This is a genomic window from Flavobacterium ustbae, assembly GCF_003946915.1.
Lineage (GTDB): Bacteria > Bacteroidota > Bacteroidia > Flavobacteriales > Flavobacteriaceae > Flavobacterium > Flavobacterium ustbae.
Genome location: NZ_RPOC01000004.1, coordinates 23109 through 44341, shown reverse-complemented (window position 1 = coordinate 44341; position 21233 = coordinate 23109). Strand labels below are relative to the sequence as shown.

The 21233-nt window shown below is 35.5% G+C and carries 14 protein-coding genes; 6 read left to right on the top strand and 8 right to left on the bottom strand.

The features are described 5' to 3' along the window. Window positions 1–21 precede the first annotated feature (21 nt). From EG814_RS07515 to EG814_RS07505, 3 genes are read right to left on the bottom strand one after another with little or no spacing between them, the layout of a single operon-like run. Window positions 22–1218, bottom strand: coding sequence for a GTP-binding protein (locus EG814_RS07515; protein ID WP_125720507.1), 1197 nt, complete (start codon window positions 1216–1218; stop codon window positions 22–24). Between the two features lie 51 nt (window positions 1219–1269). Continuing rightward, window positions 1270–1416, bottom strand: a complete 147-nt coding sequence (locus EG814_RS07510; RefSeq protein ID WP_164515291.1) for a hypothetical protein — start codon at window positions 1414–1416, stop codon at window positions 1270–1272. After that, window positions 1413–3671 (bottom strand): TonB-dependent receptor domain-containing protein, encoded by a 2259-nt coding sequence (locus tag EG814_RS07505; protein ID WP_125720502.1) that lies wholly within the window; start codon window positions 3669–3671, stop codon window positions 1413–1415. The genes EG814_RS07510 and EG814_RS07505 overlap by 4 nt, the downstream gene beginning before the upstream one ends. Window positions 3672–3841: 170 nt before the next feature. Here EG814_RS07505 and EG814_RS07500 point away from each other — a divergent pair, with 170 nt between their 5' ends. Then, on the top strand, window positions 3842–4900 hold the full coding sequence (locus EG814_RS07500) for a cadherin repeat domain-containing protein (RefSeq protein WP_125720500.1): 1059 nt from the start codon (window positions 3842–3844) through the stop codon (window positions 4898–4900). A gap of 106 nt (window positions 4901–5006) precedes the next feature. Here the strand turns inward: EG814_RS07500 and EG814_RS07495 are convergent, their stop codons facing one another. Continuing rightward, on the bottom strand, window positions 5007–5597 hold the full coding sequence (locus EG814_RS07495) for an MEDS domain-containing protein (protein WP_125720498.1): 591 nt from the start codon (window positions 5595–5597) through the stop codon (window positions 5007–5009). A gap of 510 nt (window positions 5598–6107) precedes the next feature. Between EG814_RS07495 and EG814_RS07490 the strand changes: the two genes are divergently transcribed. Both EG814_RS07490 and EG814_RS07485 read left to right on the top strand, forming a co-directional pair. Further along, entirely contained in the window at window positions 6108–7160 is a 1053-nt protein-coding gene (locus EG814_RS07490; RefSeq protein ID WP_206430293.1) for a DUF1852 domain-containing protein, read from the top strand. A 30-nt stretch (window positions 7161–7190) separates the two neighbouring features. Continuing rightward, complete coding sequence (locus tag EG814_RS07485; RefSeq protein ID WP_125720496.1) at window positions 7191–8219, top strand: methionine synthase; 1029 nt, start codon at window positions 7191–7193, stop codon at window positions 8217–8219. 170 nt (window positions 8220–8389) lie between these two features. Here EG814_RS07485 and EG814_RS07480 read toward each other — a convergent pair whose 3' ends face one another. Continuing rightward, entirely contained in the window at window positions 8390–9382 is a 993-nt protein-coding gene (locus tag EG814_RS07480) for a bile acid:sodium symporter family protein (protein WP_125720494.1), read from the bottom strand. 155 nt (window positions 9383–9537) lie between these two features. Here EG814_RS07480 and EG814_RS07475 point away from each other — a divergent pair, with 155 nt between their 5' ends. Continuing rightward, a complete protein-coding gene (locus EG814_RS07475; RefSeq protein ID WP_125720493.1) occupies window positions 9538–9999 on the top strand; it encodes an Lrp/AsnC family transcriptional regulator in 462 nt (153 codons plus the stop codon). A gap of 126 nt (window positions 10000–10125) precedes the next feature. On the opposite strand, the gene EG814_RS07470 is transcribed toward EG814_RS07475, so the two are convergent. Next, complete coding sequence (locus EG814_RS07470) at window positions 10126–12123, bottom strand: BCCT family transporter (RefSeq protein ID WP_125720491.1); 1998 nt, start codon at window positions 12121–12123, stop codon at window positions 10126–10128. A 319-nt stretch (window positions 12124–12442) separates the two neighbouring features. Then, complete coding sequence (locus EG814_RS07465) at window positions 12443–13480, bottom strand: helix-turn-helix transcriptional regulator (protein WP_125720489.1); 1038 nt, start codon at window positions 13478–13480, stop codon at window positions 12443–12445. 130 nt (window positions 13481–13610) lie between these two features. On the opposite strand from EG814_RS07465, the gene EG814_RS07460 reads away from it, so the two are divergent. Together EG814_RS07460 and EG814_RS07455 are read left to right on the top strand one after the other, a co-directional pair. After that, on the top strand, window positions 13611–15752 hold the full coding sequence (locus tag EG814_RS07460) for a TonB-dependent receptor plug domain-containing protein (protein ID WP_125720486.1): 2142 nt from the start codon (window positions 13611–13613) through the stop codon (window positions 15750–15752). 24 nt (window positions 15753–15776) lie between these two features. Continuing rightward, window positions 15777–17045 carry a DUF4374 domain-containing protein gene (locus EG814_RS07455; protein ID WP_125720484.1) on the top strand — a complete coding sequence of 423 codons (1269 nt, stop codon included), beginning with the start codon at window positions 15777–15779 and terminating at the stop codon, window positions 17043–17045. 117 nt (window positions 17046–17162) lie between these two features. On the opposite strand, the gene EG814_RS07450 is transcribed toward EG814_RS07455, so the two are convergent. Further along, on the bottom strand, window positions 17163–21185 hold the full coding sequence (locus EG814_RS07450) for a PAS domain S-box protein (RefSeq protein WP_125720481.1): 4023 nt from the start codon (window positions 21183–21185) through the stop codon (window positions 17163–17165). Window positions 21186–21233: the final 48 nt, after the last annotated feature.

The window sequence follows — 21233 nt, the reverse complement described above, 5'->3', positions numbered from 1 at the left end:
CTAAATAATAAACCCTTTTCTTTAGATAGGAAATTCATCAACCCACTTTTTTCCTTTCCAATACGTTAATTCCTTATCTGTTAGAAGGCAGCTTTCCAGTTCTCTAAGACATTTTTCTTTATCAAAATTTAGCCCGATAAAAACCATTTCGTTTTTACGATCTCCCCAATCCTTATCCCACTGTTTCTCAATATCGGACTGGTTATCTAGAAATGTGCCATATCTGATACGTTCATTAAATGGCATACTGCACCACCATACACCTGCTTGTTCCACTCTCATGCTTCCTCCTGCCTGACTGAAATTTACAGCCACATCTGGTTTAGAAGCTAACCAGAAAAGTCCTTTTGCTCGAATAATTGTTTCTGGATAACCAGAATTGAGATATTCATACCATCTTTGCGGATGAAAAGGTTTTTTGCTTCTAAATACAAAAGAAGATATGCCATACTCTTCCGTTTCTGGCACATGTTCATTTTCCAGTTCTTTTATCCATCCAGCTGCCATCTGCGCCTTTTCAAAATCAAAGAGTCCTGTGTTGAGAATCTCAATAGGGTCAATTGCTCCAAACGTACTGCGGATAATTTTTGCCTCTGGATTAAGTTTTCTTAAGGCAGCTTCTAAAATGCTTAAGACATTATCAGGAACAAGATCTGTTTTGTTGAGCAGTATAACATTTGCAAATTCGATCTGATCCGTTAGCAGATTCACTATTGTTCTGCTGTCATTATCATCATCTGTTAAATCTCTATCAAGAAGCATTTCGTCAGAATTAAAATCCCTGAAAAAATTAAAAGAATCTACCACCGTTACCATTGTATCAATATAGCTGAAACGCGATAAATCGGTTTTACCGTCTTCACTAGCAAAACTAAAAGTCTGCGCTACTGGCACAGGTTCTGAAATACCCGTGCTTTCTATCAGCAGATAATCAAAACGGTCTTCTTTTGCAAGGCGCTCCACTTCTAGCATTAAATCTTCCCGAAGCGTGCAGCATATACAGCCGTTGCTCATTTCCACGAGTTTCTCATCTGTTCTTGAAAGTGTGTTTTCTTTTGCAACAAGTTGGGCATCAATGTTTATTTCACTCATGTCATTTACGATCACGGCCACCTTAAGTCCTTTCTTATTATGCAGCACATGATTTAAAAGCGTTGTTTTTCCTGCTCCTAGAAATCCGCTAAGTACAGTTACAGGCAATTTTTTCTTTAATTCCATTTTTTAATGTTTATTTTTTTGAATGCTTTCTTAATTTGAAAAAGGGTTTGATTAAATAGTAACTGTTAATCCTATAGAGATATTGATTCCAGGAAGAGGTGCTAAATACTTTAAAAAAGAATTCTGTGGTCTCGCTTCTACGTTGAGCAGATTGGTTCCAGCAGCAAAATATTCTACCTTATACTCTTTAAAATTCATATGATAGCCCAGCCTAGCAGAAAGCAGCGAATAAGCAGGCATAGGCGGTTCTGGGTTAATATTTTTCCCAGATAACGCTGTTCAAGATAGCGGTCAAATGCTGCATTAAATTCAAATTTCTTAAAGCCGATGCCTGCTGAAAATCCAAACCTGCTTGTAGGCATATTGGGCATATAATCTCCTTCGCCCCAGTTTCTCATATCATCGCCAGAAACATTTACATTTTTGACCAGATCAAAATAAGAACCGAGCTGCATATTTAAATTTTCGCTAAACTTATGATTAAAAGCCATTTCAGACTCCCATCCGTTGAGTTCTGTATCAGATTGACGCCATTCTTTAACCAAAAAGCCTCCAGAACGCGACATGCCTGTATGAGCCAGATATAAATAATTATCCAGCATGGTTCGATAATGCGTAACCGAAAGTTTTAATCCGTTATAATTAAATCCTGCTTCCAGTTCTATAGTTTTCGCAGTTTCTTTATTCAAGCGGTCATCTCCATTTTCTTCCAAAATAATAGCAAAATGATTGTTTCCTGCGTACAATTCGTTCACATCTGGAGCACGTTCAGAATGAGAATAAGAACCTCTCCAATAGGTATATGTACTGATATTGATCTGCGCTCCCGAAGTAAATTGATTAAGATGAAAATCCCTGTCAGAAAGTTTTCCTCCTGCCAATCCCCTGCTTGGCTTATAGCCTTCTGTAAGCATAGCACGTCTTTGAACCAGATCATGTCGATACCCTATATTGAGCTTTAAAAATTTGAATGCCAATTGCTGCAACGTAAATATCCCATACTCACGGCTTTTATTATCAGGAAGATATCGCTGCTCTCCTTTTACATCAATATTTGCAACAGAAACATCTGCACCTGACAGTCCCTTTAAAAATTTCAAAGACTGCTGATCCACCTCTACCCTAACCACTTGTCGTGATGCGGCAAATTTGTTAGCCAGATAATCTGCAATAAACTCGCTATCCTGAGCATATTGAAACATATAATTCAGTCTTATTGCAGTAATTCCTCCATTTTGAGGTCGGTACTCCGATTCCATCAAAAAGCTATTGCTCTCTGATTTCGTATTTATGGGCAGATAAACACTTTCTCCTTCTACTTCATGCGTATAGCCGTCATCGTGTGTATGTGTGTGTCCCGGAAGCGTACGCAGTGCAAATCCCGGAATTCCATAAAAGCCGTATGATCTGCGAAATCCCACGCCAATGTTGAATTTTTCGCTTACATATCCCGTTCCCAAATTGACTGCGTGGCTGTTGGCATGGCTGTTGGGCATTGTTCCCTTTTTTACAGGAGCATAATCAGTTATACTTTTTACTATGGTTGTCGAAAATGGCGTTCCTTCTGGCTGTCCTGCTATGTAGAGACTGTTTTTCGGATTCTCTACATAAGCCCCGTCTACAAAGGATCTTTCCTCAAAAGTATAGAGATCGGCTTCGCTCAAATCCCACTGCGGATCTTTCATCTTTTCTAAAACAAATTGACTGATATAAGGATACAAAGTAAGATTTCTAACAGTCTCTTTTTCTACATTAACCTGCGCCATATCTGCCGTTAGATGATCTATCTTGGGATCATAAGCAATAGGCGCTTTTGTATTTCCAGGTATTTTAATATCATCGTTCCATCTGTTCATACCTCCGGCATGCCAAACCCATTTATTTCCGATATTTCCGTTAAGATCAAAAGATTGTTTGTATCCGAGATTAGTGCTTCCTTCTGCTCTCACAAAACCAGATATAGACTTAGGCGCTTTTTGCTTTGGAATCGTATTGTCTTTTAAGTTCACTGCACCGCCGATGGCTCTTCCACCAAAAAGAACATTTCCGTCATTAATATGAATATCAATTCCTAGCAGATTATCCATATCGGAAATTAAATTAAGATTAGGACTTATTCCTGAAAGATCATTCAAGGCCATTCCATTGTTTAAAACTCTAACACGGTTGCCACTGAGACTCCTAATTACTACAGCTCCTGAATTCGGTCCAAAATACGAATTCTGAATTCCTGGGATATGACTCAGTGTTTCTCCAAGGGTTGCAGACTGATTTTTTAAAAGTTCTTTTCTTGAAATTTTTCTTGAATTAGAGATATCTATTTTACTGATATTGTTAATGATGACTTCATTCAAAACATTAGTTTTAACGGTGTCGGCTGGTTTATTCTGCGAATATGAATGGAGGTTAAAGGCAAGAAAAAATAAAGGTAAAAGTTGGTGTTTACTGGGCATGATAGCGCTGAATTTGGTAAATATTGGGCGCAAATATAATGCTTAAAAACACTAATGCAACAAAATTGCAATAAAATATCGCAACTTTGTTGCAATAAATATTTTTATACTATACTTTTGGCAAAAATTTTAAATATGAAAAAACAAAAAACTACGCTAGCCTATTAATTATGGCGCTTTTGGCTTTATCGATGACAGCTTGTAGCAGTGACAATGAGCAGACACCTCAAAAACAAATTGACATGAATCTCGCTCCTGCCACTTCTATAACTTATGGTGAAAAGCAGAACATTGCATTGCCTTCGAGTGTTTTAGACGCATCCGATCTTAAGATTAGTCTAGACTTCAGTCTAAACGAAAATGTAAAAGTAAATGCCTCTGAAAATTTAAATGATAAGCTTTCTAAAGCGGTAACAGTAAGTAAGGAATCGGGAGCGATTAGTGTAAACACTACGCTGCTTTATCCAAACGGTGCTGTTTCTAGTGCCGGAATAAAAATTCCTGACAGCTATAAAATTATTGTAAATGCAAGCTCTGAAAGTCAAAATTTTCAAGGCAAACAGACAATTGATTTTAAAATCATTCCAGCAAAACTAATTATTAAGGGTATTGATAATAAAACATCGATTCCAGTCGGTTATGTAATTTATGGCGATGCTGCTAATTTTGAGCTTGAGACTCCAGAGAATATTACGGCTAATATGAACTGGGCAATCGAAAACCCATCTTCTATTGGAACAGAAGTTACATTTAGTTCAAACGTTTTAAAATTTGCATCTAATGCTGGAGATCCTGATAAAAAAGCTGAGAAAGCTTATGATGTGACACCAATTCTTCTTAAAGACGGATTCACAGTTGCTTCTACAACATTTCGTGTAGTATTTATTCCGAAAATCAAATTCTTTTACGGCACTTATTATCCAGAATATGATCTTACTATCCTATTGAATAATTTACATATTGCCTTATCAAATGGATATGTCTCGGCTGCACCTGCTTTTTCTCCTGAAAATTACAAATCTTCATTTGTTATAAACGGCATTAAAAAAGACGGTCAGACCTTTACAGATGCAGAAAGTATATTTTCTATAAACGAGAAAACGGGATCAATTACCGTGAAGAAAAGCGATTTACTTACTGAGGGAGCCTATGAAATCACCGTAAAAGCGGTCACAACTACCGGACTTGAGTTTTTGACGACTTTAACTCTAAATATGTCTAAAGTATAAAACATCTGTTCAAATAATTAATAAAAAACGGGACAAAAGATATATTTTCTTTTGTCCCGCTTTTTATTTTAAGATTATCGAGAAGATTTGAAAGTCTCAATGTCAATTACAAAGCTTCTACATATTTTATATTTTTACTGATCTTTCCGTCCTGAATCACATAAGGATGTGTACGCAATATATCTTCAAGCATTTCTGGACTGAAACTGTTCGTATCGTACATACAAATCAAGGAACAGGAATGCTTTGGAGTTAGCTCATTCAAACTGGCTTCGTATTCTAATAATTCATCAGTTCCTGGCAAGTTTTTAAGAGCCCATACCATATCTCCACAAGCTCTAACGCTTTCATAACCCGCTCTTGAAGCCGATAATAAATTACTTTCAAGCATTTTATACATTTTTTCTGCAGCAAAAACGCCATCTTTAGTATAGGTATTTTCTGAAGCAAGTATTTCCAACTGGCCGTTTACTAGATTTTCAGTAATAGAAATACCATTATCTGCTAGACATCGGCAGTGTTCTCCATGACGGCTTCCTTCAAGGATATTAATCACTTTTTCATTCGCTTCTAAGCCCTCCATAATATAAGGAATTATTACCTCATACTGCTGTTCTTTAGAATCAAAAAAACCGCAAATGTGCATTGGAGCCTGCATTGTTTCTCCACATACCGAAAAAGTTTTCTGTTTTATCATAGATCAAATATACAAAATACTTATTTATTGGAATTGATCTTTTTTATAGTAGAAAAAAAACTGTTGCGTTTTTACCTCAATCCTTAAAAGGACATCATTATCACAAACCAATTTCTTTAAATCATCCGTAAAATATTGATATTTATTCCGTTTAGGTCATTAAACCAAATGTCTTTGTAGATAAATAAATCTGGCTTTTTTACTTTTAATTCTTTCAGAATCGCACTAAAACAAACTTCAAAAGCCAAATTTACTTCAATTTTTATACTCTCCTATCTTATTATTCGTTGCTTAACGAAGTTTAAAATTGATTAATTCTCAACTTTAGGTCAATCTTGCCGAAGTCTCAGCAGAATAATTATCTGTTTTCCTTCCTTATTATATTCCGAAAAAGATTAATTATCCTTAAAAATCAATTAAAATAGAGTATTTACCTTATTATTGATCAAAATTTGAGTTATTAATCTTTTATTTTAAAATTTGCAATACAAAATAACTATACCAAATAAAATGGAAGCGATCCTATTAGGAGATTCAAGAATTAACGAAAAGAAATATATGGAAAACACAGGTAATACAATCAAGTCTGATTTTGCGTTTAAGCTAGAGAGCACTTGCTTAGATGAAAACTATCATCCCTCAAGTAAAACGCGTCTTACGACTAATTTTGCAAACTTGGCTAGAGGAAATAATCGTCAGCAAAACTTACGTAATGCTTTGAATATGATTAACAATCGATTCAATGCGTTGGCTCATTCGGATAATCCTAAAGCTGATCGTTATCTTGTAGAACTTGAAATCATCACAGTAACGATGAGTATTGACGATAAGAATCGTATTAACAATCTTCCGTTGATCGAAGTTTTAAAAACGAATATTTTTGACCGTAAGACTAACCAGCGTATCGAAGGTATCGCCGGAAATAATTTTTCTTCTTATGTTCGTGATTATGATTTCAGTATTTTATTGACCGAGTACAATAAAAATAAACCTAATTTTTCTATTCCTGAAAATTTTGGTGATTTGCATGGAAAACTTTATAAGTGTTTTGTGAATTCAGCTACTTATAAAGAGTATTTTAAGATGTCACCAATAATTTGTCTAAGTGTATCGAGCAACAAAACTTATACTTGTACTGAGTATCAACATCCTGTTCTGGGTTTTGAGTATCTGCAGGATCAGTACTCTCTCACTGATGAATATTTCTCTAAAATGGGTTTAAAAGTTCGTTTTTTCATGCCTCCGAACAGTGTGGCACCGATGGCTTTTTACCATTCTGGAGATCTACTTGCTGATTATACTGATCTGGGACTAATCAGTTCAATCAGTACGATGGAGACTTTCCAGAAGATTTATCGTCCTGAAATTTACAATGCAAATTCAGTGGCTGGAAAAATCTATCAACCTAGTCTTAAACACGAAGATTATTCATTGACTCGTGTTGATTATGACCGTGAAGAGCGCAGCCGAATGGCAATTGAGCAGGGTAAATATGCAGAAGAGCATTTCATTACCCCTTACAAAAGTACCTTAGAACAATGGTCTGCCAATTTTGATCTTTAATTAATTACAGCACATTAAAAATATTTTATTATGAAGAAATTAGTCCCAACTTCAATTGTTGGAAGTTTACCAAAACCTGCTTGGCTTGCACCACCCGAAAAACTTTGGTCACCTTGGAAATTAGAAGGAGATCAGTTAATTGAAGGGAAACAAGACGCTTTGCGCATTTCTTTGCACGAGCAGCAGCTGGCAGGCGTAGATATAATTAGTGACGGCGAACAGACACGCCAGCATTTTGTAACTACTTTTATCGAGCATTTAAGCGGTGTAGATTTTGAAAATCGTAAAATCGTAAAAATTCGTGACCGTTATGATGCAAGTGTTCCTGTTGTTGTAGGTGAGGTTGCACGTCAAAAAGGAGTTTTTGTTGAAGATGTTAAATATTTACGCAAACTAACCGATAAACCTATAAAATGGGCATTACCTGGCCCAATGACAATGGTAGACACCTTGTACGATGACCATTATAAAAGCCGAGAAAAATTGGCGTGGGAATTTGCAAAATTACTGAATGAAGAAGCAAGAGAACTGCAGGAAGCTGGTGTAGACATTATCCAGTTTGATGAACCGGCATTTAATGTGTTCTTTGATGAGGTAAACGATTGGGGAATGGCAGCATTAGAAAGAGCCATTGAAGGTTTAAAATGTGAAACCGCTGTTCATATCTGCTACGGTTATGGAATACAGGCCAATAACGACTGGAAAAAGACTTTAGGTTCTGAGTGGCGCCAATACGAGGAAATTTTTCCAAAAATTCAAAAATCTAAAATTGATATTGTGTCATTAGAATGCCACAATTCGCGTGTGCCTTTTAATTTAATTGAACTTGTTCGCGGTAAAAAAGTAATGGTTGGCGCAATCGATGTGGCAACAAACACCATTGAAACACCAGAAGAAGTTGCTGATACCTTGCGTAAAACTCTTGAGTTTGTAGATATCGAAAATCTTTACCCTAGTACAAACTGCGGTATGGCTCCTTTGTCCCGAAACGTGGCAAGAGGCAAGCTGAGTGCTTTAAGCGCAGGAGCAGAAATTATACGCAGAGAATTTGGAGTCTAGTTCTATGAATTAATCCCTTTTTTGATCCTTCTATCCGTAGAGTTGTAAAGCGCAACTCTACGGATTTTCTTTTATTTTAAAACAGCTTGTTACAAAAAAACAATCAAGTTTGAAGAATTTTCCTTTGATATTAAGTGCTAAAAATATTTAGTTCCCGTCTATAAATAAAATTATACTTCCTTTCTTCTGGCCATGCGCTGAGCGATAATGCTGGCCGCAATCAATTGAAAAGCATGATAAAGCATAAGCGGTAACAATACGATTCCGGTAATTGTGCTGTGCTGAAAAAGTACTTTAGACATTACAGTGCCGTGTACCAATGATTTTTTAGATCCACAGAATAAAACCGTAATACGATCTTCTTCTGAAAAGCCAAACAAACGGCTAAGCAGTCCAACACAAAAGAATACAGCAAAAAACAAGCCTATCATTCCTGCGGCGAGTCCGGCAAGTTCAACGGCAGTGAAGCCTTCAAAAATATGTTCGGAGAATGATTTACAAAAAGACGTGTAAATGATGGTGAGGATAATTCCCTGATCGAAATATTTTAGCTGTTTCTTATATTTTTCGGCAATGGCGCCAAAACGTGAGTTGAGGCTGATACCGATGATGACAGGCAGCAGGACTTGAAGAATCAACTTTACAAAGATATCAGTGGCATCAAAATCTCCCGTTGCAGAAGAGATGAACAGCCCAACCCAAATGGGCGTAACCACTACTCCTATCAAACTTGAAATGCTCGCATTGAAAATGGCTGCGGGAATGTTACCCTTGGCAATAGAAACCATTACCACAGAAGAAGAAACGGTAGACGGTAAGGCAGCCAGAAAAAATACACCTAGCCAAAGCAGCTCGAAGTCAGTGTTGACGAAAAAAGGACGAGATGCTAGAACGATGAGCGGAAAAAACAAAAAGGTTGTCAACTGCACGATAATGTGCATTTTCCAATTTACAAGCCCAGCTTTTAGCTTTTCGACACTCAGCCGTAAACCGTAAAAAAAGAAAATCAGCGAGACGCCTGCATTGGCAATTTCTTCCAACGAAATAGGTTCTTTGATCATGCCTGGCTTTGGCAAAAAATAAGCCAGCAGAATCATAGTGCCTATCATTAATAAGAAACCGTCAAAACCTGCTTTACTTAATATTTTTAATAACTTATTCATTTTTATTCAGCTTAATTTCTGCGCAAAATTATCTTATATGACTAAAAAAGCTATCCGATGTTGTTATTTAAGAGAATTCAGCTGTTTTACAACACAAATGAAGTGTTATTTACTTTTTAAAATGTATTTTTGAAACTTAAAAAGATTTTTATTCTATGGAAGAACTCGATACTACCGATCTGCTTTTGCTAAAAATACTGGGAAACAACTCCAGTTTTACGATTAAGGAACTTGCTGCGCAGGTAAATCTGTCGCCAACTCCTGTATTGCAGCGCGTAAAAAGGCTAGAAAACAATGGGTACATCAAAAAATACATCGCCTTAATTGACCATGAGAAATTTGGACATGGATTTATCGTTTTTTGCAATATTAAGCTCAAACAGCATGATCGTAACATCGGCAACAGTTTTGTTGAGGATATTATGAAAATTGATGAAGTGGTGGAATGTTATAATATTTCAGGAGATTATGATTTCATCCTTAAGGTTTTTGCTAAGGATATGAAACATTACCAGAATTTCGTTTTTAATAAATTAGGTTCAGTTGAAAGTATTGGCAGTACGCAGAGCACTTTTGTAATGTCAGAAATAAAAAACCTACACAACATAAATCTATAAATTCTTTACCAAAAACTAAAATAGAATTCCGAGACCATAGTAAAAATCTCTCGAGAAAAAAACCATCAAAGTATCTACAAATCAGAATCTGAGAATAAAAGGCAATTATAAATTTTATTTAACTTACTATTCCATTTTCTGATTTGCATTTATGCTTATAAACATAGAATTACGATGTTCTGAAATAATTTCCATAAATCTTTCAAAATGTTTCAGCACATCACTAATTAGTTCATTTTTTGTAAACAGCCTAACATCATATCCTTCTCTTGCGTCTCCAAAGTACGATTCAGGATAAAAATTATTGGAAGGTTCGTAATCTGGGAGGTTTTCTTCGGTTACTAAATAATCGGAAACAGCTCTGGACTGAACTTGAACTCCATAAATAAAGTTATTCACGACATCGTAATGAATTTCGATTTCAATTCTGAGCGGATTTTCAAAATGATTGATATGTGCTTCGATATTATTTTGCTTAAATTCTTCACTAAGCTCTTCAAATGCAGCTTTAACGGTGGTTTTGATAAACTTCTCCGCATTAGCTTTATCACTGAAAGAAACAATGCCACGAAGTCTTTCTTTCCAAAATTCTCCTGACCACGGAACTGTAACTGCAGAAAATTCACGCTCGTAATACTCCATATCGATAATTAATGCTTTGACAAGACTTACTATAAAAAACAGTATGATAATTGAGAAAGGCAACGCTGTTATTAAAGTCATGCTCTGGAGTGCATTTAGTCCGCCGGCTTTTAAAATTATAAGAGCCAAAGCACCTAGAAGAATCCCCCAAGCTACAGATTGCCATTTTGGTGATGCTTTAGCGTTTCTGGTTGAAATTCCATTCATTACATAAATACCCGAATCAGCAGAAGTAACAAAGAAAATAATGATAATTAAAATAACCAATAGGCTCGCAAAACCTGCAAGAGGAAAATTATCTAGAAAACGGAACATTAAAACGTCGGGATTATCTGCAAGTTTGCTTAATGCTCCACCAGCTTTGTATTGGTCAAACCATATTGCACTGTTTCCAAAAACCGACATCCAGATAAAGTTAAATGCTGTTGGCAGAATCAACACAGCGGCAATAAACTCCCGAATTGTTCTTCCTTTAGAAATTTTAGCAATAAAGAGTCCTACGTATGGCGACCAGGAAATCCACCATGCCCAATAGAGTATTGTCCATTTGTAAAACCACGGCAATGTATTCTCCTCATAAACATGAGTGCTGAATGTAAGATTAAAAAAATTGCTAAAATAGTTCCCCACGCCTTCTGTAAAACTTCCGATAATGAAAACTGTAGGTCCAGCAAAAAGAATAAAAAGCATTAAAAAAATAGCTGCGAGAATGTTTACATTACTGAGTATTCGCACGCCTTTATCCAATCCGCTTGCGGCTGAAAAAATAGAAATGGATACCAGAACGGCAACAATAATTATCTGATAAATAAAACTGTTTCCTTGCAGTAGATTAAGAATATTAAGTCCTGAATTAATCTGTACAACGCCAAATCCTAATGTGGTTGTAATTCCGAAAAAAGTACTGCAGAGTGCAAATACATCTATGGCATTTCCCCATTTACCATTGATTTTTTCCTTTAGAAGCGGATACAAACAGCTTCTAAGTGAAAGTGGCAATTTGTAACGATACGAGAAATAAGCTAGTGAAAGCCCTACAATTGCATAAATCGCCCAAGCATGTATGCCCCAGTGAAAAAAAGTGTAAAGCTGTGCATTCTTAGCGCTATTTATATCTGGGTTTCCTTTAAAAATCTCATTCGAATAATGCTGAATGGGTTCGGCGACACTAAAATACATTAAACCTATTCCCATTCCTGCCGCAAAAAGCATAGAAATCCAAGAAAAAAAAGAATACTCTGGTTTACTGTCGTTTCTTCCTAACCTTATTTTTCCAAATTTACTGAACATCAAATAAATCAGAAATAATACAATGATCGTTACAACCCATATATAAACCCAATTTAAATTTATAAAAATGAAATTTTTAATCGAGTTTAAAACATCTTCTGTTGCGGAAGGAAAAGTAGCAGCAAGAAGGCAGACGCCTAAAATGAAAATCAAACTCGGTATCGTAACACCTTTACTGAATGTATGATTCATATTTATTTAAATTTAAAATATAATTATAAATAGGTTTATACCGAATTTAAGATCGTAAACCGAATGGAAAATGAAGAAGAAACATGAAGCTAAAATGCCACCTAATTAATAATGGCCATTAAAAATTCACCTAAAGATACAAAACATTTCAATTAAGTAATAAAGCGGCATCACAGCATTCAAAATTTTGATTTTGATTACTGTTTATTCATTAAAGAATCTTGACTTATGTCATTACAAATCCAAAAATATAAAAACACTCTAAAAAGAATGCTTTATTTTTTGTTTTTTCTCTAATAAATAAAATCTTTATAAAAATTTACTTACCTCTAAACATTTTAGGCGTAAAACCATATGTATTTTTAAAAGCTGTAGTGAAGTTTGATGTATTATGATAACCAACCAAGACGCTGATTTCATGAATAGGCTTTTGAGTATCTAGCAAATATCTTTTTGCCTGATTCATTCTGATATCTTGCATATATTCGAAAACAGTACTGCCGAACAATGATTTAAAACCTGTTTTCAATTTAGTCTGATTGATACCAACCTTACGCGCAAGTTCAATAATACTAAACGGAGTTTCTAAATTATCACGGATAATAGATGCCGCTTCGTGCAGTCTTTCTTTATCTACATTTGACAATTCGGAGAGTTGTGCTGGTTTTTGAGTGCCTTCATAAAGTAGCGCAATCAACTCATACGCTTTTGATTCTAAGTATATTTTTCTTGAAAGACCTTCAAACAAACACCCTTTGATCTCTTGAATGATATTGAAAATATATGAATTTATAGAGACCCACTTTTGAGTAAGGGGGCCACTGGTATCCTTTTGAATCTGAGAAATGAAACTGTCCATTAACTTTGATTCGCCAGCAAAATGATTTAAAGAATGGATTGGAAGATGGATGTCAAAAGTATTGTATTGTACTTCTTTTTGAAATAAAATCTCCGCTTGATTTTCTTCAGCAGAAAGAAACATAATATTCCCTGATCTTGCTGGCGTAAATTGATCTTTGTTAGAATTGTCTTTATAATAAATTCCATTTTCAGATAAATTAAACTGCATTTCTAGAAGTGCGTCATCTCCTCTTCCATTTATGGTAATATCTTCCTGCATACGATAAGTGCTCTCTTGTATAAAAAAGTCTTCCTGAAGATTTTGAGTTCTGTAATACATGTTGCCTTTCGGTGTAGACAGTTCAACATTATGAATGTTTTTTTGAATCGAAGAAACCTTTACTTCTTCACTAGAAGTAATAAAATCACTAAAATCTGTACCTAGAAACTTGTAAGCCATAATAATTCCGCATTCATAATTAATATTTCCATATTCATAATTATTATACTTGGTCACCAATATAATTTTACGCTTCAAATATAATTTATATTCAGTATAAATAAAATTAGTTATCGCATTTATTTTGAAACCTAATCATTTCGTTCGATACGTAAGAATATCGATACTTTTTTTCTCATTTTTTAATATGCTATCATTACACGGACAATCCGAGAATCATAGTAAAAAGAACGCCTCGTCTTCTTCAGATACCTTAAAGCTCAAGACTGCCACTATTATCAGCAAATCTATTACTCAAAAAGTAAATCAGCAAGCTTTTAATGTAACTGCCGTTGATGCGAAAAAGCTACACAATTCGTCATTAGATATATCTAGTGTTTTAGATCGCGTTTCTGGTGCTCGTCTCCGTCAGACAGGAGGTGTTGGTTCTGGATTTGATCTTTCGATTAATGGTTTTTCGGGAAAAAGAATTAGATTTTTTCTCGATGGCGTGCCAATGGACAACTTTGGTTCTTCTTTTCAGATCAATAATATTCCTGTAAACTTTGCTGAGCGCATTGAAATTTATAAGGGAGTAGTTCCGGTATGGCTGGGAAGTGATGCCTTAGGAGGTGCTGTTAATATTGTTACGGGAAGCAGACTGAAGAATTATCTTGACTTCTCTTATTCTTACGGTTCTTTTAACACACATCGTACGAATCTAAATACTGCATTTACCACAAAAAAAGGATTTACGGTGCAGTTGAATGCTTTTCAAAACTATTCCGACAACAATTTCAAAGTTACAGTAGATGCCGCAGATGTTCATACTGGAAAATATTATCCAAATACTGTGGTTAAACGTTTTCACGATCAGTATCACAACGAAACTGCTATTTTGAAAATAGGACTGTTAGATAAAAAATGGGCAGACCAGCTTCTATTCGGAATCACATTAGGGCAATATTATAAAGAAATCCAGACCGGTGCGCAATTGCGTACAGTTTTTGGCGCCTGGCACACCAAAGGAGATATTTTAATGCCTTCGTTAAAATACCTAAAGAAAGATTTTCTAGCCAAAGATTTGGATGTTATCATAAATGCCAATTACAATTTGGGCAAAGAGCAAAGTATTGACACCGTACATGCGCGTTACGGATGGCTCGGAGATTCTATACAATATAAAGGAAAAGGCGGTGAATTATGGTATGCGCATAACGTATTTAAAAACAACGCAGCCAATGCTTCGGCAACGGTATCGTACAAAATTAACGATAAGCATTCTTTGGCGCTGAATAATGTTTACAGCCATTTTAACCGAAAAACCGAAAACTTAGTGGCTTTTGACCAAAAACCTTACAACATTCCGCAGCGAACAGATAAGAATATAGCAGGTTTGAGTTATCAGTACCTCATTTCAGAAAAATGGAATGCTACCGTATTTGCCAAAAACCTCAATCAAAAGGCCAATACGACCTTGATAGAGACCACTATTCTTAATCCGCTGGATACCATATATAGAAATGTTAGTTCGAATATCAACAAAATGGGTTATGGTCTAGCAACTTCCTATCAAATCAAACCCGAATTGCAAATCAAGTTTTCTTACGAAAAAACCAATAGACTGCCTGAAAGCGAAGATCTCTTTGGTGACTTTGTAAACAAGGAAGGAAACTGGAACATTAAACCCGAAACAAGCGACAATTTCAACGTCGGATTTAATTATACCCTGCCAATAAATAATCATAATTTCTATGTGAGTGGAGCGGCGGTATATTATTATGCAAAAGACTTCATTTATTACACTTTTAATAATGTGGAAAATAAATTGGTTGCAGGAAATCTTATGGATGTTTCTAATACAGGTCTAGAAGCAGAAGCCAGATATTCTTACGGACAATTTTTTACAATGGGATTAAATGCAAGCTATCAGGATATTCGCGACAAACAGCGCTATCGTGCTGATCTTCCTGCTTCTTTTCAGATTAAAAGCGAAACTTATGGAGAACGAATTCCAAATATTCCTTATTTATTTGGCAATGCAGATGCATCGTTGTTTTTTAAAAATGTATTAAAAACCAATGACAAATTTAGCATAGGCTACAATTTGCTTTATGTACATGATTTTTATCTCTATTGGGAAAGTCAAGGTGATGCTAAAACCAAATATATGGTTCCAGAACAGCTCTCACACGATCTTAATTTGCTGTACACCTTAAAAAACGGCCGATTTAATATTGGTTTAGAATGCAGAAATTTTACTGACAACAAATTGTACGACAATTTCAGCCTTCAGAAACCTGGCAGAGCTTTTTTCCTCAAGCTTAGATATTTTATTAATAAATCTTAATTATCCATTAACAAATTTACAAATATGAAAACAACTAAACTTTTAGCTTTACTATGCGCTTCTCTATTTTTAGGAGCCTGCAGCAGCAATGATAACTCAGACGAAGAGCCAGTAATAAATGAGCCTGTAGAAGGTATGTTTGTCTTAACTGCAAAAAAAGGTCTTGCCGGAGCTGATTTATTGTATACCAATTCTACTCTAGACGGTACACTGACAACAACAGGAAAAGGAATAGAGCAAAACGGAGCTTCTCGCACCTATTTAACACATAATGGTTTTATTTACAGCTTTATGTTTGGAGGGTCTGCACCGGGAGCTGTTACAGCTTATAAAGTTAATGCGTTAAAAGAACTTGAAAAAGTAACCGATTTTCAAACAGAAACCATGCACGTTTTTGGCACAATTGGAGACGATATTTTGATGATGAAAAACGCATGGCAGCCAGAAGAAGAATTCAACAACTGGTACCGCTTAGATACTAAAACCCAACAAATTGTTGCTAGAGGTGAGATTAATGCTAACAAATTAGCAGGTAACGGAGGAAAAGCATTTTTTACTGATCTTAAAAAAGTAGGAAATAAAGTTTTTGCATCGTACTGGAATATTGAAAGTGCGAGAACATTTAGAAGTTCGTATACAGACAGTACCATGATTGCGGTGTACAGTTATCCTGATATGAAATTCGAAAAAGTAATTAGAGATGCGCGTACAGGATCTATCGGTGCTTATTTTAGAAGCGGTCTTGAAGTAGATGAACTTGGAGATGTTTATGTTTTAGGTACAAAACTTGGTCCAGATAAAACTGGAGCACACAGCACTAAAACACCAGTAGCTTTTATGAAAATTAAAAAAGGAACAACAGAATACGATAAGTCATACTTTTTTAATATAACAGCGGCTTCAGGAGGTAAATATGTTTTCCAAAAATTATATCTTGGAAAAGGTAATTTCTTACTAACAATGGGTGACAATCCAGATACATACGGTACCACAATGGGATTGAGCAATCCTATCAGCTTTGCTATTGTAAATGTTTATAATTCTACTTACAAAGCGGTAACTGGAGCACCAGATCCAGCATCAATTTACCGTACTACTGAATACAGCAATAACTATTCTCCTTTGGATGGTAAAACAGGATATTTAGGAATTAATATTATTGATATGGCTACTTTCTCTATTAGTGGTTCGATCTATAAATTTGATGCAGAAACTGCTACAATGACTAAAGCCCTAACTCTAGATACACCAGGAGGATTTACAAGCTTAGACTGGCTTCCTGTAACTAAATAATTTTTTTCCCTTAAAAACTATATATTTTAAAGTTCCGAAATTAATCTGTACTTTAAAATATATAGTTTTTTTATAAAGAAAAATCAAAAAATGAATAGGCATCTTTAGCAGACCTTTCTATTTCATATCTGGAATAAAAACATGAAACATACTTCCCTTTCCTGGTTCAGATTCTGCATATAAGACACCCTGATGATTCATTATAATTCTTCTACATAATGCTAGACCAATTCCCGATCCCGGATAAATATTTTGTGGATGAAGTCTTTTAAAGATTTCAAAAATCTGATTTTGAAAGCTTTTTTCAAAGCCTATTCCATTGTCTTTAAAAATGATATGATGATAGTCAACGGGTTGCAATGGACTATTTGTAAAACTGCTTGCGTACTCGTGCGTAACAACAGAAGAACTAATCTTAATTTCTGGAGCAACTGCTGGGTTGGTAAATTTTAGCGAATTGCTGATTAAGTTGTAAAACAACTGGTTCATCTGTAGACCTGAAGCCTGAATGATCGGCAGATTTTCAATAGTAATCGAAGCGTTTTTCTCCAGAATCATCAATTCAAAATCTGTCCAAACATTTTCTATAACCGTGTTTAAATCTACCGACTGATAGCTTTTTTCTGGCTGGATAAGACGAGAAAAAGCAAGCAGATCACCAATAAGCTGTCGCATGCGCTCTGCCGATGTTCCAATTTTTTTTATAATGTCTTCTGCACTAAGCGACGAACTGCCATTTTCTAGCATGTCAGCAAAAAATCTGATTTTACGAAGAGGTTCCTGTAAATCATGACTGGCTACATAAGCAAACTGCGCAAGTTCTTCATTAGAATGTTTGAGGGCATGGTTGGACTGGGCTAATTCTTTATTTGAATCTTTTAATTTTTCAAGTACATTAGCAAGTTCACTAGTCCTTAACTTTACCTCATTTTCAAGCGCTAATTGTAATTCGCGCTGCAGCGTAATATCTTTTGCTGTCCCGCTAATTTTAAGAGGAATACCTTCTTCGTTAAAATGAGTTTGTCCCACAGAATGTATAATGTGCTCCTGACCAGTAATACCATTTATAATTTTATATTCCGATTCGTATTTTCCGCCTGTATTTTTCTGTTGTGCGGCAGCAAATGCTGTAGTAACTCTATTGTAATCTGATTTTTTTATAACCGATCTTGCTTCTTCAATATGCAGGGTAGTATGTTTAAAGCCAAACATTTCTGCATGGCGTTTTGAAACGGTCGTTATGCCCGTCGCAATATCTGTTGACCATGTTCCCATTTCTGCAATTTCAACTGCTGATCGCAGAGCCTCTTCTGCCTGCTCTATTTTCTTTATAGATGCAATTTCTTTTGTAACATCTGAACTTACATAAAGTACAGCATAAACCTGATTATTTTCGTCTAATAATGGTGTAAGGCTAATATTGTAATAGGTTGGTTCTCCTTCTTTAAAGTGAATTCCGGGAATTCCGTCTGCGCTAAAACTTTTTCCTGTACGATATACATTTTGTACATCCTGAAGCAATGTTTGTGAATTAGTCTCTGCCAGTACATCTCTAAGTGATAAACCCTGAATATTACTTCCTTTATTTATACTTATAATAAAAGGATGATTAGGATTCTCTATTCGCAACTGCTCACCGACAAACATACAAATCGCTACTGGAGCTGCTTCCAGTACTGTACGCAGTTTAGATTCACTTTCACGCAGTGCCATTTCTGTTTGTTTGCTATGGGTAACATCTGTTGCGTGTACAATAAGACCAATTACCTCTCCTTGTTTGTTTTTGTGCGGTGTATATACGATACTCAACCATCTGGCTACCCCCATTCTTGAAGGCGCAAACATTTCGTATCGTTCTTGTTCTCCTCCAAAGGCCACCATAAGATGCGGAAGTGTTTTGGCAAAAGCAGCTTCGCCAATAAATTCTCGAACTGTTTTTCCTATTGCCTCTTGTTTGCCAACCGAAAACCATTCCATAAAAACAGAATTATAGGAACGGTAACGCATATCTTTATCCAGATAAAAAATCATTGCTGGAACAGTATCTCTAAGCAATTCCAGATGCGCTTCACTTTCTTCCTTAGATTGTTGCGCCTTTACCTGAGCTGTTACATCAATAGCGATATCCAAAATCGCATATATTTCACCCTCAGTATTATAAATAGGAGTATAAGATATATTATAATAATTATCATTTAAAACCCCATTCTGATTTATTTTGACAAGCGATGCAGGAGAAATAAACGGAACACCAGTAGTAAAAATATCGTCTAGAATTTTCAGATATTCCTGCCCTTCTGTGATAAGTTCAGGCATAGCTTCTCTTAATGGAAGCCCTTCAATGTGAGGTCCTTTTCCAACAATATCAATAAAAGTCTGGTTTGGATGCTCTATTACAAGATCGCGACCTACAAAAAGTCCAATACCTGCTGGAGCAGCAGCAATAAGGCTTTGCATTTTGGCTTCGCTCTGTTCTACTTTACGGCGGCTTAAGACCTGGTTTGTTACGTCTATAGCTATTACGAGAACTATATTAGGCAAGCCTTCCAGATTATGATGAAGCTGATAAGTCAAATCCACATAAATATTTTCGAGTTTGCCGTTACGAAGCATTTGTACTTCAACTTCCTTAGCAATAAAAGCTTTGCCTGTATTGATAACTTCTCTTAGGAGCTCGGTAAAACCCTGCCCTTTTATCTCTGGAAGCGCTTCTAAAAGAGGCTTACCTATAATCTCTTTTTTATTGCGGCCAACCAATTCGCAGTAAAAAGCATTTGCGCTCTGAAAAACTAAATCATCAGCAATACTCAAAGTAGCAATTCCTACTGGAGACTGTTCAAAAATAGAAGCCAATTCATTATGATTTTCAGCAATCTGCTGTTGTGTTTTAACAGTTAATGTTACATCTGAACACATATGAAGAATTGCATAAACAGTGCCTTTTTCATCAAAAAGCGGTGTTAGCGAATAATCGAAATAATTCTTTTTGCCATTTTTTTTATTGACAATCAAAGCTCCTGTAACTTTATATCCAGTACCTGAAAGGTATACTTGTTGCAGACGTTCAAAAAACTCATTATTGGTAATATCAGAAAGGACATTTGTTATGGGCTTGCCAATAATGTCTTTACTTTTTTTCCAATAGTCCAGCATAACATCATTGGCAAGATCGATGTAAAATTCGCTGCCACGAAATAAAGCGGTTCCAACTGGTGCTTTTTCAACTAGACTTTTAAAACGATTTTCGCTGGATGCAAGCTTTTTTTCTTTTTCCTTTTGTTCTGTAATATCTATGGCAATTGCCGTTATATACTTTTCATTATTAGAATCTATAACTAATGAAACGCTATTATTGACCCAAATTTCTTGTCCGTTTTTACAGATATAACGTTTTGTCATCAAGAAATCCTTTCCATAAGCAATACAGTCCTGCAATAATACCATGTTGAGCTTCAAATCATCAGGATGTGTAAGCTCTCCTAAATTCATTTGCAGTATTTCTTCACGGCTATAACCCAGCATTTGACAATAACGCTCATTGACTTCAACAATACGCCCTTCTGTATTGGCCTGTGCAATTCCAGCATTCGACTGCATCAAGACACTATTAAGCTGTGATCTCGCACTTCCGGATTTTATTAATGAAGGCATAATTGCCGAACTTTCAATACAGGTTACAAAAATTCCTTGTGCTACACCTTCCTTATTAAAAACAGTACTGTAACTAAGTGTTAAATAAACATCTCTTACAAGAGCATTATGAATGAGCGATGTAGTAATATTATCTTCAGATTTAGCTATCTGACCAGAAGCCATCTCTTTTAATTTTTGAGCGGCTTTCTGCCAATCCTTATAAAGTACTTCTTCTGCGGGATTTCCTAAAACAGAAGTATCAGCAATATTTTTTAAAAAAGGGCCAAAAGAATCATTATAAAAGAAATAATGCTCATCACCCCATACTATAAATGAAGGAACTGTTGAACCAAGCATAATGCTCAATGCCGAACAGAAGTTTTCGTTCCATGAATCAATAGATCCTAAGGCGGTATTGTGCCATTCAAAATTATTTATAAGTCTTGCAACCTCACCGCCCGTTCTCAAAAATGCATGCTTATATTCCTTAAAATCTAATGACGCCACCCTACTACTTCTTTATTTGTTTTTTCAGTGGGAAAGGTAAGATTTATT